The organism is Lysinibacillus fusiformis, from assembly GCF_002845985.1.
In the GTDB taxonomy this organism is placed as follows: domain Bacteria; phylum Bacillota; class Bacilli; order Bacillales_A; family Planococcaceae; genus Lysinibacillus; species Lysinibacillus fusiformis_D.
In genome coordinates, this window is record NZ_PDFK01000003.1 from 112,217 (window position 1) to 129,318 (window position 17,102).

Here is a 17,102-nt window from a genome sequence, read left to right on the forward strand (position 1 = left end):
CTGTATGATTGTAACAAAGGAAAAGCAACATGATTTCCAAGAAAGGAGGAACCACATGAGAAATTTTTTCGAAGATCAATATATAAATAGTGGTGAGCAACAAATAATAAACTTAGTTAGTGAAATTAGTGAATATAAAGGAAAGTTGACCGCTTATCAAGAGCAAAGACCTGATATGTTCACTAGGCTTGCAAAAGCGATGCCACTACAATATATAAAAAACTATGTTTCGGTATATGAAGATATAAAAGTTTCTAATAAGCGCTTAAAAGAACTTATTTTAGAAGATATGATACCCCAATCGATCTCAGAAGATGCGATATTTTGTTATTATGAAACGCTGACACTTGTACATGAAAAATCTAGTGCTTTCTCTATTAGTCCAGATACTATACAAGAATTGCATTTTCAATTAGTTCATTTTATTACCTCTGACGGTGCAAAATGGCGTCAAAAGCCATTCTCTATCCCGGGAATTCCGGAGAAAGGGATGCACACGATTGTTTATCGTCCTCTTCCTCCTGAAAATATCCCAATGGCTGTAGAACAATTATGCAACCAGTACAATGTATTAAACCATAAAAAAGAGTTACCTACACTTATATTGATAGCTCGTTTTATATTCAATCTTTATTGTATAATCCCATTTAGTCAAGGTAATGGTAGATTAATGCTTATGTTAATGCAATTATTACTAGTAAAAAGCGGACATACATTTGTTAAATATGTTTGTTTAGATGAATATATCAAGAAAAGAGAGGCAGAATACTATGAAGCCGTCTATCAATCATCGGTAAATTGGTATTGTAATGGGCATAATATGAGCTTCTGGTTAAAAACATTCTTATCTATTATTTTAGAGGCTTATAAAAATCTACATAACAGAATACGGGATTCTATATGCAGACATACTAAGATAGAGCGAATTCAGAATTTTATTCTTAATCAAGAACAACCCTTTACAAAAGAATACATTCGAAGTATTTATCCTGATATAGCCGAAAGTACAATTAGTAAAGCTTTAACTGATTTACAAGTAGGTGGTGAAATTAAACTGATTTCAAAAGGGAGAAATGCGTGCTGGATGAAAGTCAAATCTTGAAGTCGGAGGGCTACTAAGTCAGAAAAAATAGTAGTAATGCGAAAAGGAATATTGGAATTACACTGGCCAAGTCACTTATCCATGCTTCACGTTCAACCACTGTGCAAATGGTAGGAATGAAAACGAAATGTGCTAAAAACTAACTGAGAAAAATAACAAATCGTATTGGTTGTAAAACGTTGGTCATTTTATGTTATACCACCTCCTAATGATACTCCTCTTGTTTGATGCCATCTAATCTAAGTGGACACGTTTTAGTTTCTATTGACTCACATAAACTCCCTTATTATATCTCTAGATAAGAATTCCACGTTCTCCATATTGACGCCAAATAGGTCGAATTTAGTTGGACGATCAAGGTGATATGAAAATAAATTTTTTCAAACATACATTCAGTATTAGCAGAATCCACTCATTTCTAGCAGGGGGCAACATCTCCTTTTCTTTAATGATTATACAAAGATGAAAGAGTTCTATTTTATAAAAATTCCATGTCATGATGAAGAATACATTCCTCCAAAAAAATCAGCAGATTCAAGATTAAGCCTGTGGATATTTGGGGGAATTTTATTCTATGATGGAACTTATTTTTATGAAATCTAAGTATGACTATAATCGTAGGGTTCATTTATATTTTTTTAGAAAAAACGAGGTATCTTCACATAAACTACAGATTGCGTGGTTATAATGGCTAACTAGGGGGAGATCTTAATGAACTACAAGATTCTTGTAATAGAAGATGATTTAGAAATTCAAGAATTAATTAAGCAGTTTTTGAAGACACAAAATTATACTTTAGCGGTGGCGTCAGATGGAGTAGAGGGAATAAAGAAATTAAATACTCAACCCTTTGATTTAATTCTTCTTGATGTGATGATGCCAAATCTAAATGGATTTGAAGTAGCCAAAATGATTCGTAGTCAATCTAATATACCGATTATTTTCCTAACGGCATTAGAAGAAGAACAAGATCAAATGAAGGGCTTTGATCTTGGTATTGACGATTATATAACGAAGCCATTCTCATTTCATGTGTTGATTAGACGTGTACAAGCCATTCTCAGAAGAAGCAATTATAAAAATCGGGGTAACGATTTACATTTTAATGAACTTAATGTTGATTGTGACGGATACAAAGCTTATGTAAATAAAGAGGAAATATCTTTAACGACAAAGGAATTCGAGATTTTACAACTATTACTTCATAACGAAAAAAAAGTACTTACTAGAGAAATCATTGTAGAAAAAGTTTGGGGATATGATTATTCAGGAGAAACACGGATGATTGATACACATATAAAAAATTTAAGAAAAAAATTAAATATACCCTATATTAAAACAGTCAAGGGTATTGGATATAAAATTGATGAGTAGGATTGTAGACATCATGAAGATGAAAAAAATAACCTATAAACTTTTTATGATTACTTCTCTTATATTGCTATCTTTTGCAGTATTAATTTATTTAACATTATACTTCTTCCTTCCGACATTTTACGAACAATATAAAACAAACCAACTCCAATCAGGTATGGTCGACATCATTAAAAAATCAGAAAAAATAAAATTAGAACATGCAAAAAATCTTTTGGACGAGTACTCCAAAGAAAATAATGCCATCATTTACCTACAAGAAAAGGACGGAAATATTATCTACTCACCTTCGTTCATGATTCAGGGAAATTCGCCGCCACCAATTATTACTGGAAAAACAACACCATTACAAAATGAAGAAACAGTAAATGCATTTCATAAATCTTTCCCCATTCAATTTCTAGATGAAGGTAATTTAATCGTGAATGTATTTGCTACATTTCAACCTATCGATGAAGCTTCACAGGTCTTAGTACGTTTTCTCCCTTATATTAGCATCATAGTAGTGGGTATTGGATTGGGCAGTGCCTATCTATATTCAAGATTTATTACAAAACCACTCCTTTATATAAATGAGCGTGCGCAAAAGATGGCAAACCTTGATTTTTCCGAAAATATAGTAGTTCGTTCCAATGATGAGTTAGAGGAATTATCTAATAGCTTAAATGAAATGTCGAATAACTTGCAAAAGACAATGAATGATTTACAAATAGCAAATGAGCAATTAAAAGATGATATTGAAAGAGAAAGAAAAATCGAAACAAAACGTAGGGAGTTTTTCACTACAGTTGCACATGAATTAAAAACGCCACTCACTGTCATGAAAGGTTATATAGAAGGGATGATTTATAATATCGGACCTTATCAAAATCGTGACTACTATTTAGAAAAAAACCGTAAAATTATTGAAAGAACAGAACAACTCGTCCGTGAAATTTTAAGTATGTCCAAACTAGAACAAGATACATTTAAAATCCAAGCAAGAGAAATAAATCTCCTAGATTTAATTGAGACTATTACGAAGGACCTCGCTTTTTTTGCATCTCAGAAAAATATTAGAATCATTAACAAAATCCCACCAGATAATTACGTATTTACAGACAGTGATTTATTAGAAAAAGCATTAAAAAATATTATCCATAATGCAATTATGTATTCACCACAGGGAGAAACTGTATATTTAGCATTGACGGAGGATTCAAAACAAAACCAGATTCAAATCCAAATCATTAATACAGGTATACAAATAAAAGCAGACGAACTACAACAATTGTTTCAGCCTTTTTATAGAATCGAAAAATCAAGAAATAGGAACACTGGTGGCAGTGGCTTAGGCTTATATATTGTCAAACAAATATTTCAATCACTCTCTATTAATTATTCAGTGGATAATATGGAGAATGGTATTCAATTTTTAGTGACATTTCCTGAAAGGTAAATAATTGTTACGAAGGGCAGCTCAAATTTTAGAACCGAATGAAACAGGAATCTTGATTCACTTGAAGATAGGAGATAGATAGATAATGAAGATCAGGGCAAAGTTAATTGTGATTACATTAAGCCTCTTATTCATTCCAAGCTTAATTATCGGCGTAAGCAGTTATTATTCTGCTAAAGAGCACTTGGATGATATGGGAGAAAAAATGCTAAAAAATAATGTTGAAATGGCACTTCAGTTAATTGATGCAATGAATTATGCCGTTCAAACGGGAGAAATATCGTTAGAGGATGCTCAAGAAAAAGTAAAACAACATTTAATTGGCGATTTACATAGTGATGGTACCCGTAAAATAACTACTCATGTTGATTTAGGTGAGGACGGCTATTTTGCTATTTACGGATTAGATGGTCAAAGAATAGCCCATCCTTTCTCAGAAGGGAAAAATGCTTGGGAGAGCGTTGATAGTAACGGAATTTATATGATACAAGATATGATAAAAGCAGCAGAAAAGGGTGGGGGTTTTACATATTACGCTAGAGCATTACCGAACCAACCTGATACAGAAGAAGACAAAATAGCCTATAGCGCTTTAGATCCGAACTGGGGTTGGGTGGTAAGTGCTAGTAGCTTCATGGCATCATTTAATCATGGCGTTCAGTTAATTCAACATACGATTATGATTACACTTGCTAGTAGTGTTGTTATAGGTTTAATCGTTATATTTTTATTTTCAAGACATTTAGCAATTCCAGTTCAGATGGTCACTGATAGTGTTCAAAAGATTGCTAATCAAGATTTAACCTTTAAGCATCTAAAAGTTCAAAATAAAGATGAGTTAGGTCATTTAGCGACAGGAATTAATACGATGACTACAAATTTAAGAGGTATGATTGAATCCGTTTCAAGTTCAGCCGAACATGTGGCAGCTACATCTGAACAACTCACTGCGAGTAGTGAACAAACAAGCATGGCCTCAGATGAAATTACTAAGGCTATTCAAGAAATTTCTACAGGGCAAGAAAAGCAACTGGCTGGTATGGAGGAAGCAAATCATTCAGTTTTACAGATATCATCAAGCATCACAGAAATTACGAAAAATATTAAAGAATTAAGCGATCTATCCATTGAAACTTCTAAGGTTTCTCTTTATGGTAATGAAGTCATTACACAGACAGTGGAACAAATGAATCAAATTAATAGCCAGAACATCGTGACGACTGAAGCAATGCAATTGCTTGAAAGTAAATCACAAGAGATTGGTGAGATTATTAATGTCATTACTAGCATTGCAGCTCAAACCAATTTACTAGCTTTAAACGCAGCAATTGAAGCAGCACGAGCAGGAGAACAAGGGAAAGGATTTGCTGTTGTTGCAGATGAAGTGAGGAAATTAGCAGAGGAATCAGGCAATGCAGCTAACAACATTTCTGCTTTAATAGGTGATATTCAAATGAATACACAAAATACAGTACAAACTGTCAATGAAGGAAAAATGGTAGTGGAAAAGGGGATAAATTATGTTGCGAATGCGGGGAAAACATTTGAAGAAATCGCATTTGATGTAGACCTGATTAACAATAAACTAGCATCTGTCTCTACAGAAATTCAAGATATTAGTGGGAATACAGACATTCTTGTAAATGAAATATGGAAAGTAAAAGATGTTAGCAATCAGTCATCAAGCTATACACAACAAGTCGTAGCGGCAGCGGAAGAACAATCTGCTACGATGATTGAGATGACATTTGCATCCCGTTCTTTAGCAGAGATGTCGCAAGAGCTTCAAAATTTAGTATCGAACTTTAAAACGGATGAATAAATAAAGGTTGTAAAGGCAGCCATTTAAACTAAATATAGTGAGCTAGCAAATTTCTTGAAGTGGTGATTTGTTAGCTCTTTTTTTGTGCAAGTAAAAGAGCTGAATTATCCACTTTTAACCAGTTATTAGTGCTCCACATAAACTTCACATTCAATACACGCCAACTACAGATTCACTTTATAAAATATATTATATGTATAGTAATTTTTTGATAATAATTGGAGGAATTAGGATGGAGACTGGGATAACAAAATTTGAATCAAATCGTAAGTTTGTATTGACGAGTATTGAAAATAAAAAATCTTTCGCATTAGTATATATTACAATCATAAGTTGGCATAATGTAGATACTTTTAATTGTATAGATGAGGTTAAGAGAGAATTAGCAATGTATCAAACAGAGGTTGAATGTTACAGAGTATTTGATAAGGAATATATAGTAGTCTGTAATGTTCAGTCGCAGGCTCTTTCCATTATTAATGATTTATCACATATTGATTATGTAAGGACACACTATCTATATGTACAAGATAGAAGGCTTCCAGCGTTAAATTACGTTAGACAAGTCTATTCGCAAAATAAGGATAGTAATGCTGTAAAAGCACCCATTTCACAGGAATGTTTACTATCGAAAGAGTTTGAAATCGTTTTCCAACCCATATTGCACAATGGTGGGCAATTATCCTTTGAAGCACTAAGCAGGTGGAAATGCGAAGAACTAGGTTCGATATCACCAGGTGTTTTTATTCCGATGTTAGATAATGAGAGTTTGATAAAGTTAACTAAGAATATTATTAATAAAGCTGTTGATTTGTTGAAAAGATATAATGAGATAGTTTATGTCTCGATTAATTTAACCGCTTCATTAATCAATGATATCACTTGGCTAATGGAGCATTTGGATGACATTAATTTTACGAACAATAAACGAATTGCTTTTGAATTAACGGAGGAAACCCTAATGGGAATCGAGGCGAGAGAAAATTTAAAAATTATTCGTGAACGTGGTCATATTTTATTAATTGATGATTTTGGTTCTGGCTATTCCAATTTTCAATATATTTCGCTGTTTCCTCTAGATGGGGTGAAATTAGATAGATTGTTTATTGAGGGCAACTCAAATAAAAAGGTAGTTGCATTGCTTACAAAATTTATCAAAACACTAGATTTAAAAGTGATTATAGAAGGAGTAGAAAGCGTTGAGCAGCTTAATTCCATATCAGAGGCCGAATATGATTCAATACAGGGCTATTACGTATCTAAACCCCTCACTATAAATGAATTGATGCTATTTATGAATGCTTACTAGATAGACAATGAAGCAAAAAGGGAACTCCAGTGTAACTGCACATATAGGATTAACTTGTAAGACAAAATACACCTTAAAAGGAAATGAAATATTATAAAAAGAACATGAGATTGGTTGCTACTACTTTTGATACTATATTTTCTGCATTTGCAGCAAAGTCCCCAACTCAAATTATTGGAAGTAGTGAATTTGTGGTAGATCAAGTGAGTAACCAGCTAACGCTAATGAGATTTCAAAAGAGAAGGTACAAGTCATTTTTAACTAAGCAGAAGCAGAGACATTAACGAAAGAGGAGGCGATAAAACAACTAGGGCGCTTTTCTGAAATAAGAAAACTCCTTTCTCAAATAACGTAAACAATTCTAATATTTTTGTGTATTTATGATGAGAAAAGCGTAAGTTAATAAAATAACCTTTTTATTTATGAGGTTATTTTAAGGGATTTATCAAAATCTATATGGATTGTTAGCTTATCATTCAAATAAGTGACTGATCTAAAATTAATAAGAAACATCTATCAATTCCAATAAGAATTGATAAATTTTATGAAATATGAAATTAGATCCCTTGACGAAGTAATTATAATGAACTGCCATTCAAAGCGTAATCATTACTAATTATGAAGTGTTAGAAATGAGAGTCAATATTACTTTAGCATGTACAGAAACAGGTGATAAAAATTGTATTACGACTAAAAATAAACGAAATAACCCAGAACGATTAGAATTAAAAAAGTATTCTCCCCGACTAAAACGTGTACGTTTCGCCGAGAAACTAAATAATAAAGTAAAAACGCTTTTAGAAAGATTCGTCAGTAATTTTCGAGTCTTCTAAAAGTGTTTTTAATTTAAAAAAATACTTGCAATATGATTAGAAATATGATTAACTAAAATATGTTTCAAATCGTAATGATTACTATTTATTAGTTTTAACATGGATAAAATCACAGTTACATCATTAAGTGGTTATTTAGGGGCTGGTAAAACAACAATACTTAATAATTTGTTATCGAATACAAAAGATTTAAAAATGGCAGTCATTGTAAATGATATGAGTGAAATTAACATTGATGCCGATTACTTTTAGATAGCATTCATCTTACTTTTATACCCCTCATATCATTAAGCTTTGGAATCGTGTGAGATCCATGTAGAATCCTCTGTTATTAAGACTATGAACTGCTTCCCATTGTAAAATACCCATTTTAAAATAGAGTAATTTTTCTATATTTACATTTAGCTTAATAGTGAAATAACAGTCTAAGAGAGGTACATAAAAAGATTATGAAATAGAAATAAAATAAAGTTCCCAGTAGTATTGCGAGAAATGTTATGAAGGAATTTGACCTAAAGGTAATACTTATTGAAAAGAGGCAGTCAAATCATGAATAGAAGATACTAATTGAAATGTCTAATGGGCCTATTTGTTTGTTTTTTGGAAGATTAATAAATGAAATACAGAAACATAAAGACTTTGGGTGTTTGGAGTAGAATGAAAATAAATAAAAAAATATTGATAATAGTAATCATTACTATTTATAATGGTGGAGCGACCTGTTCAAAGCGTAATCATTACTTTTTGTGAATTTGAAGGAGGGAGGAATAAATAACATTATTTATAAAAAGAAATCAGATTAGAAATTACTTCTTTTTGTGTGGATTGATTTTAGCATCAATTAAATGGAATAACGATGAATTTAAGGAGACTAAACATGTTAAAGAGAAAATATTTTTTATTTATCCCATTATTTGTTTTACTTTTTTTAGTAGCTTGTAGCGATGATACAGCACCCAATGCTGGTGAAGAAAGTAGTGTTAATAAAAATACATTGAAAATGTCTTGGCCGTCAGATATAGGAGAGGCGAACCCTCATTTATATTCACCAAACGAAATGTTTGCACAGGCGCTGCTATATGATCCATTAGTTGCTTATGGAAATGATGGGACAATATCTCCAGGATTAGCTGAGAATTGGGATATTTCTGAGGATGGTAAGGAATATACATTTCATTTGCGAGAAGGAGTAGTATATTCTGATGGTTCTATGTTAACAGCAGATAACGTTAAACGTAATTTTGAGACAGTTATCGGAAATAGTTTAGCGCATAGTTGGTTAGAGGTAGTAACAGTTATTGATGAAGTTGAAGTAATTGATGAGTTAACAATAAAGGTCTCATTAAAAGAATCATATTATCCGTTTTTACAGGAGTTGGCTTTAATTCGTCCATTACGTATGTTAGGTGACGCTGGATTTCCAGACAGTGGCAATACAGCAGATGGAATCAAGAAACCAATTGGTACAGGGCCATGGATTTTAAATGAAGCAGATGAAAATCATGCTGTATTTACGAGAAATGAAAATTATTGGGGAGAAAAACCCTCGATTGAAAAAGTAGAAGTGAAATATATTGCTGATTCACAGATGCGTATGATGGCTTTAGAAAATGGTGAAATTGATTTAATTTTCGGAAGTTCCCAACTTACTCCAATTGAGTTTACCACATTGAGACAGAATGACGAGTATTTGACTGAAGTTTCAGACCCTCTATCAACTCGTATATTATCTCTTAATACCACTTTTGGTGTAACTAAATATAAAGAGGTACGATTGGCGCTTCAACATGCACTAGATCGACAAACTATTATTGATCATATTTTAAGTGGTATGGAGCAAGAGGCACACTCTTTATTTTCACCAGGATTCCCATATAGTGATATTGAAATTGAAGAATATAATTTTGATGTAGAAAAATCTAAAAAAATTCTAGATAAAGCTGGCTGGATAGTTGATGGAAAAACTGGGATTCGTTCAAAGAATGGTGAAAAGCTTGAATTACTAATGGCTTACAATTCAAGCGACCAAATTCATAAAGCAATATACGAGTATTTACAAGGAGCTTGGAAAGAAGTTGGTGCGGATGTGAAATTGGTAGCCGAGGATAATCAAGTGTATTATGCGCGAACAAAAGCAGGTGAATACAACATAGTAATGAATGATACTTGGGGCGCACCTTATGATCCTCATATGTATATACGTACTATGACAGGAGAGCAACAAATTGGTAACTATTCCATTATGGGAACAGATTCGAGTGACAAACTTATAGAGGAAATTACACGTGTTATTAGATCTACAGATGTAACTGAGCGGGCTTCATTATATGAAAGTATAATCCAAACAATTCAGCAAGAGGCTATCTTTATACCAATTTCATATAAGCAAAATTATCTTGTGGCAAATGATGTATTCAAAAAAATCAAATTCTCTCCTCAACAATTTGAGGTACCAATTAATTTATATGAGATGAAGTGATAATAATGGCAAAGTACTTTTTAAACCGCTTTTTTAGTATGACTATAGCAATGATTGGTTTAACGTTAATTGCATTTTCACTCATGCGTATTATGCCTGGTGATCCGATAGAGTCATATTATATGGCAAACCATATTCCAGTAACAGATGAAATACTAGAGCAAGCAAGAGAGGAGCAAGGGTTGGATAAGCCCTTGCTCACACAATATGTAACATGGCTTGGTGGAGTATTAAAATTCGACTTTGGAACTTCATATATGAATGGAAACGCAGTTAGTGAGGAATTATTGTCCTATTTTGGTGTTACAACTCAGTTGGCGCTCGTAGCTTTTCTATTAATATTAGTTATTTCTATTCCACTTGGGATTTTTAGTGCAGTAAAAAAGGGCTCTGCTTTTGATAATCTAACAAGAATGACTATATTTTTCATTGCCTCGATGCCTAGTTTTTGGCTAGGTTTCGTTCTGATTTATGTTGTAGCTTTTAAGCTTAATCTTCTTCCACTTATGGGATGGGGAAATTTAGATGCAATCATTTTACCAGCATTAACTTTAGCTTTGGCCAATGTACCATTTTACATTCGTATGATTCGTACAAATATGATTGAGCAAATGGATAAGCCTTTTATAACGTTTGCACGTGCTAGAGGTATAAGTGAGTCAGTCATTATTCGTAAGCATATTTTTAAAGCTACATTGACACCATTTATAACTTCACTTGCGATGACATTAGGGGTACTTATTGGTGGGGCTGCAATAGTTGAAATTATTTTTTCTATACCCGGCATAGGCCGTTATATTGTTACTGCAATAACAGCGAGAGATTATAACGTAATGCAAGGTTTCATTATGATTATTGGTTTCTTCTACATTATCATTAATTTTTTAGCGGATATAATATGTGCGTTTATTGATCCGAGAATTCGATTAAAGGAGGAATTGTGATGAGAAAAAAATGGGCATTTTACTGTAGTACGTTTCTTGTAAGCATCCTATTTTTTGTTGCGATATTTGGACCATTGCTTATGCCAAATGATCCTCATTTACCGAATATGGCCATGAAGCTACAAGGTTTTTCAATACAATATCCTCTTGGGACAGATCATTTAGGACGTTGCGTTTTATCAAGGTTAATCGAAGGTGCGAGAGTGTCGTTATTTGTTGCACTCATTGTACTACTAGTCACGCTACTAATTAGTATGGTCGTTGGTATAACTGCAGGCTATGTTGGAGGTTGGATTGATTTAGTCTTAATGCGTCTATGCGATATTTTGCTCGCAATTCCAAATTTTATTTTTGCGCTTATTATTGTTGGTGCACTTGGAGCAGGGATGGGAAATCTAGTAATTGCAATTGTCATTGTAATTTGGGTCGGCTTTGCACGAGTTATACGGAATATGGTTGTGAGTTTAAAAGAAACGAATTATGTGGTTTATGCCAAAATTTGCGGTGTCCCGACTTTGAAAATTATGTGGCGTCATATCGTACCGTTTGTATTTCCGCAAATGCTTCTACTAAAGCTAATCGGTTTAGGTTCAACGATATTAATGATTTCAGAGTTGTCTTTTTTAGGACTTGGGATAACGCCTCCAACAGCTGAATGGGGCATGATGATTAGTGAGAGTAAAACATACTTAATGATAAAACCTGAGTTAATGATCATTCCAGGTGTAATGCTTTCAATAACTGTATTAACTTTTAATGCATTTGGTGATTCGTTAAGAGATTTACTTAATCCAAAATCAGTGTGAGAAGAGGTGAAATAATATGTTAGAGATTAGAAATTTAACTGTATTTATCCATAATAAACAGGTGCTAAATCAAGTGAGCTTATCAGTTCTGAAAGGCAAGGTTGTTGGAATTATTGGGGAGAGTGGTAGCGGAAAATCTGTATTATGTTCGACGATTTTAAATCTTTACCGTAAAGAGCGATCTGCAAAGGGAAGTATTGAATTTGATGGAAAGAGTTTGCTTTCGATAGAGGAGAGAAAAATGCGTGAGGTGCGAGGAAAGGAAATTGGGCTCATTATGCAAAATCCAATGTCCATGTTTAATCCAATTGTGTCGATTGGTGGACATTTCATTGAAACGCTTCAAGCACATACAAAAATGTCTAAAAAGGAAGCAATTGAGAAAGCAAAGGAGCAGCTCGCACTTTTTCAATTAGGTAATGTAGAGATCTTAAACAAATATCCAAATGAACTAAGCGGAGGAATGCTTCAGCGTATCATGATTGCCATTGCAGCAAGCCTTGAGCCAAAGCTATTACTTGCTGATGAACCTACCACAGCACTAGATACTATGACACAACTTGAAATATTAAAGGAATTAAAAAAACTTCATGAGAAAACGGCAATGTCGATGTTGATTGTATCGCACGATTTAGGTGTTATTGCAAATTTAGCAGAAGAAATAGTTGTAATGAGAAGAGGGATTGTAGTTGAGCAAGGTCCCACTTCCCATATTTTATTGCACCCGATTCATCCTTACACTCAAACGCTTGTTGCAGCACGAGATGAGCATAGTAAGTTAGAAGAGCTTGCTGATAAGTATGAAGGTTCAGTATCAGGAGAGCTTGTCTTATATGATCAGAACCACTGGGTGAGAATGGAGGGGACATACAGATGATCCAAGTACAGCAAGTATCTAAAAGCTATAGTCAATCACGATTTTTTAGGAAGAAAAATTCGATGGTAAAGGCAGTAGAAAATGTGTCGCTTAATATAAAAGAAGGCAGTTGCTTTACGTTGCTAGGACAAAGCGGTTCTGGAAAAAGTACGCTTGGTAAAATGATACTTGGAATTGAAAAGCCAGATGATGGTGTGATTTTATTTAATGGGATAAATGTACATAAAACAACTATAAATGAACGAAAACGATTGCAACAATCGTTACAAGTGGTATTTCAAGATTGTCATAGTGCAGTAAATCCTAAGCTTAAAATCAGAGACATTATTGTGGAACCAATACTAGTATATGAAAAGCTAGATATAAATCAAATAGAGGATCGTGTAGGAAAGTTACTAAAAATGGTTGGTCTGTCAGAAGAGGATATGATGAAATATCCTCAGCAATTCAGTGGCGGACAATTACAGCGAATTACAATTGCACGTGCGATTTCCACACAACCTCGATTGATTGTTTTAGATGAATCAGTAAATAGTTTGGATGTCTTGGTGCAAATTAGTATTTTAAAACTACTCAAACGATTACAGCACGAGTTAAAACTAACTTACTTTTTTATCACCCATGACATACATGTAGCTCGACTTTTGGCAGATGAAATCGCGATTATGCATAAAGGAAGAATTGTGGAACAACTACTGATAGATGAGTTAGAGAATGCAAAACATGTGGCCACAAAAGTATTATTGGATTCACAACTTAAAATCGATTCTATTCACCACCAATTGGACCTAAAAGAGGAGTTGGAATTATGAAAGTAAGTCCATTATCTTTTAGCATGCTACAAAACTACGGCTTGGCAATTTTTTATTTTACGGCTAATTCTGTATTAACTGTCATATTCCCTTTGCAGGCAGCTAATCACGGAATGAAAGAGGCAGAAATCGGTCTGATGATGGGAATCTATATGTTTGTTTGTATGGTGTTACGTCCATGGGCTGGTCAAATGGTATCAAAATACAGTGTCCATACAGTAATGAAATATTTATTACTAGGGCATGTAGCAGCACTCCTTTTGTATGTATCGCTTGGTGTTGAAAGTCTTTATGTTGTGCGCATTTTGCAAGGAATCGTGACGGCATTTTTCTCCATGTCGATGCAAATGGGTATCACGGAGACTTTACGAGATGAAGATAGAGGACAAGGTATGGCAATGTATTCTTTATCAAGTGTCATGCCAGGGTTATATGGACCAGCATTAGCAATGGTTATCTGGGTTCAAGGAGATGTATCTTGGCTATTAATTTTTATTACCTGCTTAGCTTTTGCACCTCTTATGTTTTTCATTAGATCACCATTACCGAAAGTAAAAAAAGAAAATGTATCGTTCACCTTGGAGGATATGAGAAAAGGAATGAAATTAGCTCGTGCGCATAAAGGGTTAATCGTTTCTTCGGGGGTAATGCTTATAGGTGCAAGTATATTTGGGGCAATCTCGACATTTTTACCTCTGTACTTTTTAACTACAAATACAGGGAATGTTGGGCTTTATTTATTTCTGCAGGCTCTAGTTGTTGTAGGGAGTAGATTTATTTTTAGAAAATATATTCCATCTGATGGAAAGTGGCATCCAGGTTTCATAACCCTTATATTGAGTAGCTCTATTATTGGGACAACGATGCTAGCGGCACTTCCTCTTATCGGATCGTTTGTCTATATTAGTGTTTTATTTAATGGAATAGCAGCAGCGATGTTATATCCTACATTAACCACATACATTTCTTTTGCAATTCCGGAGTCACATAAACATGTATTATTAGGGTTATTTTTAGCATCGTATGACTTAGGTTTTTCTTTAGGTGGGATGGTAATGGGTATTATCGTACAATTTGGTTCATATCCAATGATGTTTTCTGCATGTTCAGTAATTGGTTTATTGGCAATTATATATAATTTAACTGCTAGTGGAGAATATACTAACTTAGAACATTGTGATGCCCTTCAAAGGTCCAAGTAAAGAAGTCAATGAGAATGTCCAAAATACCTTCATTTTTAGCGTGACTTCGCTTCAACATCATTATATTTAATTTAAGATTGATTAGGAACTGATATTTTTTAGGATGGTTGAAAGAATGAATGATCAGATGGGTGCTATTTAAGGGCCATACCTAGTAAAGAAAAATGAAAAACCCCAAAAGACTGCATATAACAGGCTTTTAGGGCTTTGTAGGGTACATATTACAAAATAAAAAAATTAGTCCGTGAAGCATAAAGATGATAAGTAACCTAACATTAATAAAAGACCAATACCCATTACGATGCTCATGATTTGTACCTCCTTTAAAAAACCGACACATTATTCATAAATATTGTACAATGAATTATAGAAATATGAAACCTTTTAATGGCGAGAACGTATATAATAATAGGAGAATTACCAATTTGTACATAAAGAGTAGGTGACAAAAAATGAAAACGTGGGTTAAAAAAAGTATAGTTATCATGGTTGCGTTTTTAACATTTGGTTTAATAACGCCTACACATGAAATTTGGGAAGCATTTGATCACAATCCTTCGAACCGTGCATCCATCGGCCCTGAACCGAGGACAAGCACTGCTGTTGCTGCTGAGCATGATGATTATCAAGACGAACAGATACAAATTCAAGAAGAAGAGATCGATTATAATGCCTTACTCCTAGATGCAGCAAGAGAGCAATCGTACATAAAATTTGGCACAAAAGTCGGTCCGAAAATTAGCAATGAATTCGACAGCATCATCTTCCCAAAAATGGAGGAAGCAATTGCGATGACAGTGGCTAATCTTGGCGATCAAAGCGCTGCATCATTAACAATCTCTGAAAAGCCAAGTGGTCATTATGGTGAAAAAATTTTCAATGTCATTAACAATGAAACCGGAGCAGATGTAATCCGTTTCCATGTGCGTACAGAAAAAAGACCACAGGAAGGCTACTACTATAACTTCCACTATCACAGTGCCGAGGACGAATTCATGGTACACCACAACCTTGGCGATATCTATTGGGAAAAAAACACACCACCAAAGTGGTTGTCATAGAAGATGTGAAACACTCGTTTACAATGCGAGTGTTTTTTTTATTTGGAAACATTGATATATCAACGTTTGTAGTAAATGTTTTTGTCATAGTCTTTTAGAGATATACAGAGTGGGGGAGGTAATGAAATATATGTACCCTAAAATCATCATTTTTTGATTTCCTTAGATTTAAATGAAATCTAAAGTGATGATTTCATCGTTAAAATAATGCCTTTTGAAATCCATTAATGCGGGCGATAAGCGAGATTTGTCCAACATGATATGCTTCATGCGTATACACATGATTAAACAGCCAATTTAGTGTAGGTACTGAAGGTGGCATCCATCCATCTGAAAATTTAGGAATTTCGACTAATTTATTGAGTTGCAAATCTCCTAATATATGTAATATGTCATCAGTATGTCTCTAATTTGAATATAGCTATCTAATATATCTTTAGGTGAACAAGCATCGTTAAGATTTAAAATACAACTTTTTTTAAGTCCAATTTCATTCACCCAATAGTCTTCACTACTTGATATATGAGAAATTAACCAAGCTAGATTATTTGGATAGAAATCTGGTTTCTTAAACCAAAATTCCTCATCAAGATTGTTTAGGTAAGGTATCAAAATTTTTCTAAGATCATTACGATATGGAAGCAGCAAATAAATACATCCTTTCACTTATTAATATGTTTATTATAAATGAATTGATAAGAAGGCTTTTTAGAAATTATAAAAATACTTTATTTCATAGTTCAAGAAGTATATGGCTGGAGAATTAAATATTTGGAATGATCAATCGAAAGAAAATGTGACATAGTGAGGTGTAAATAATTGGACGAAAGATTGACTGAGAAATCAGTAGGTAATTTTAAATACGACTGAAAAACTCTAAACATAAATCGAATGAATTCAATGATTATAATACTTTCTTTGCTTATTGCAAAGCTGTTAAAAGGTTGGGAGAATTAGAAGGTGCAAATGAGTCAAAACTAAATAAAGAATGGTGCAAAGATGATGGAGGTGTCTCTGGTGGAGTTTCCCTATAGTAGAACCAC

General features: G+C 33.5%; 14 protein-coding genes and 2 pseudogenes. 14 read left to right on the forward strand and 2 right to left on the reverse strand.

All coding sequences use genetic code 11. The features are described 5' to 3' along the window. Window positions 1-55: 55 nt before the first annotated feature. The 14 genes and pseudogenes from CRI88_RS11255 to CRI88_RS11320 all read left to right on the forward strand — a co-directional run bounded on the left by CRI88_RS11255 (window position 56) and on the right by CRI88_RS11320 (window position 16,059). Window positions 56-1,102, forward strand: coding sequence for a Fic family protein (locus CRI88_RS11255; protein ID WP_058843103.1), 1,047 nt, complete (start codon window positions 56-58; stop codon window positions 1,100-1,102). A gap of 711 nt (window positions 1,103-1,813) precedes the next feature. Then, window positions 1,814-2,476, forward strand: coding sequence for a response regulator transcription factor (locus tag CRI88_RS11260; protein WP_058843104.1), 663 nt, complete (start codon window positions 1,814-1,816; stop codon window positions 2,474-2,476). Continuing rightward, the gene (locus CRI88_RS11265; RefSeq protein WP_089932231.1) at window positions 2,469-3,914 is read left to right on the forward strand and encodes a sensor histidine kinase; all 1,446 of its coding nucleotides are present in this window, start codon (window positions 2,469-2,471) and stop codon (window positions 3,912-3,914) included. Before CRI88_RS11260 ends, CRI88_RS11265 begins: the two co-directional genes overlap by 8 nt. Window positions 3,915-3,999: 85 nt before the next feature. Next, window positions 4,000-5,736, forward strand: coding sequence for a methyl-accepting chemotaxis protein (locus tag CRI88_RS11270; RefSeq protein ID WP_089932230.1), 1,737 nt, complete (start codon window positions 4,000-4,002; stop codon window positions 5,734-5,736). 232 nt (window positions 5,737-5,968) lie between these two features. Next, window positions 5,969-7,045 carry an EAL domain-containing protein gene (locus CRI88_RS11275; RefSeq protein ID WP_089932228.1) on the forward strand — a complete coding sequence of 359 codons (1,077 nt, stop codon included), beginning with the start codon at window positions 5,969-5,971 and terminating at the stop codon, window positions 7,043-7,045. A 632-nt stretch (window positions 7,046-7,677) separates the two neighbouring features. Continuing rightward, a pseudogene (rpmG, locus tag CRI88_RS22835) lies at window positions 7,678-7,826 on the forward strand (50S ribosomal protein L33). A gap of 151 nt (window positions 7,827-7,977) precedes the next feature. Then, a pseudogene (locus tag CRI88_RS11285) lies at window positions 7,978-8,121 on the forward strand (GTP-binding protein); the annotation flags it as partial. Window positions 8,122-8,755: 634 nt separating this feature from the next. Next, window positions 8,756-10,357 (forward strand): nickel ABC transporter substrate-binding protein, encoded by a 1,602-nt coding sequence (gene nikA, locus CRI88_RS11290; protein ID WP_101966619.1) that lies wholly within the window; start codon window positions 8,756-8,758, stop codon window positions 10,355-10,357. A gap of 5 nt (window positions 10,358-10,362) precedes the next feature. Beyond that, window positions 10,363-11,301, forward strand: a complete 939-nt coding sequence (nikB, locus tag CRI88_RS11295; protein WP_101966620.1) for a nickel ABC transporter permease — start codon at window positions 10,363-10,365, stop codon at window positions 11,299-11,301. Beyond that, on the forward strand, window positions 11,301-12,107 hold the full coding sequence (locus CRI88_RS11300; RefSeq protein WP_036122528.1) for an ABC transporter permease: 807 nt from the start codon (window positions 11,301-11,303) through the stop codon (window positions 12,105-12,107). The genes nikB and CRI88_RS11300 overlap by 1 nt, the downstream gene beginning before the upstream one ends. Window positions 12,108-12,123: 16 nt before the next feature. Continuing rightward, the gene (locus CRI88_RS11305) at window positions 12,124-12,984 is read left to right on the forward strand and encodes an ABC transporter ATP-binding protein (RefSeq protein WP_101966621.1); all 861 of its coding nucleotides are present in this window, start codon (window positions 12,124-12,126) and stop codon (window positions 12,982-12,984) included. After that, window positions 12,981-13,796: an ABC transporter ATP-binding protein gene (locus CRI88_RS11310; protein ID WP_051891653.1), complete on the forward strand. Its 816-nt coding sequence runs from the start codon at window positions 12,981-12,983 to the stop codon at window positions 13,794-13,796. Before CRI88_RS11305 ends, CRI88_RS11310 begins: the two co-directional genes overlap by 4 nt. Next, entirely contained in the window at window positions 13,793-14,998 is a 1,206-nt protein-coding gene (gene cntE / locus CRI88_RS11315; protein ID WP_051891652.1) for a staphylopine family metallophore export MFS transporter CntE, read from the forward strand. Before CRI88_RS11310 ends, cntE begins: the two co-directional genes overlap by 4 nt. A 452-nt stretch (window positions 14,999-15,450) precedes the next feature. Continuing rightward, on the forward strand, window positions 15,451-16,059 hold the full coding sequence (locus tag CRI88_RS11320) for a YpjP family protein (RefSeq protein ID WP_036122522.1): 609 nt from the start codon (window positions 15,451-15,453) through the stop codon (window positions 16,057-16,059). Between the two features lie 199 nt (window positions 16,060-16,258). Here CRI88_RS11320 and CRI88_RS22840 read toward each other — a convergent pair whose 3' ends face one another. Both CRI88_RS22840 and CRI88_RS22845 read right to left on the reverse strand, forming a co-directional pair. Beyond that, window positions 16,259-16,429 (reverse strand): hypothetical protein, encoded by a 171-nt coding sequence (locus tag CRI88_RS22840; protein WP_249649163.1) that lies wholly within the window; start codon window positions 16,427-16,429, stop codon window positions 16,259-16,261. A 5-nt stretch (window positions 16,430-16,434) separates the two neighbouring features. Then, window positions 16,435-16,725 (reverse strand): DinB family protein, encoded by a 291-nt coding sequence (locus tag CRI88_RS22845; protein ID WP_249645746.1) that lies wholly within the window; start codon window positions 16,723-16,725, stop codon window positions 16,435-16,437. Window positions 16,726-17,102 lie beyond the last annotated feature (377 nt).

Bases quoted from the DNA above. Each gene is read 5' to 3' on its own strand.
- CRI88_RS11255 (WP_058843103.1), top strand. From the start codon at position 56: ATGAGAAATTTTTTCGAAGATCAATATATAAATAGTGGTGAGCAACAA.
- CRI88_RS11260 (WP_058843104.1), top strand. From the start codon at position 1,814: ATGAACTACAAGATTCTTGTAATAGAAGATGATTTAGAAATTCAAGAA.
- CRI88_RS11265 (WP_089932231.1), top strand. From the start codon at position 2,469: ATGAGTAGGATTGTAGACATCATGAAGATGAAAAAAATAACCTATAAA.
- CRI88_RS11270 (WP_089932230.1), top strand. From the start codon at position 4,000: ATGAAGATCAGGGCAAAGTTAATTGTGATTACATTAAGCCTCTTATTC.
- CRI88_RS11275 (WP_089932228.1), top strand. From the start codon at position 5,969: ATGGAGACTGGGATAACAAAATTTGAATCAAATCGTAAGTTTGTATTG.
- nikA (WP_101966619.1), top strand. From the start codon at position 8,756: ATGTTAAAGAGAAAATATTTTTTATTTATCCCATTATTTGTTTTACTT.
- nikB (WP_101966620.1), top strand. From the start codon at position 10,363: ATGGCAAAGTACTTTTTAAACCGCTTTTTTAGTATGACTATAGCAATG.
- CRI88_RS11300 (WP_036122528.1), top strand. From the start codon at position 11,301: ATGAGAAAAAAATGGGCATTTTACTGTAGTACGTTTCTTGTAAGCATC.
- CRI88_RS11305 (WP_101966621.1), top strand. From the start codon at position 12,124: ATGTTAGAGATTAGAAATTTAACTGTATTTATCCATAATAAACAGGTG.
- CRI88_RS11310 (WP_051891653.1), top strand. From the start codon at position 12,981: ATGATCCAAGTACAGCAAGTATCTAAAAGCTATAGTCAATCACGATTT.
- cntE (WP_051891652.1), top strand. From the start codon at position 13,793: ATGAAAGTAAGTCCATTATCTTTTAGCATGCTACAAAACTACGGCTTG.
- CRI88_RS11320 (WP_036122522.1), top strand. From the start codon at position 15,451: ATGAAAACGTGGGTTAAAAAAAGTATAGTTATCATGGTTGCGTTTTTA.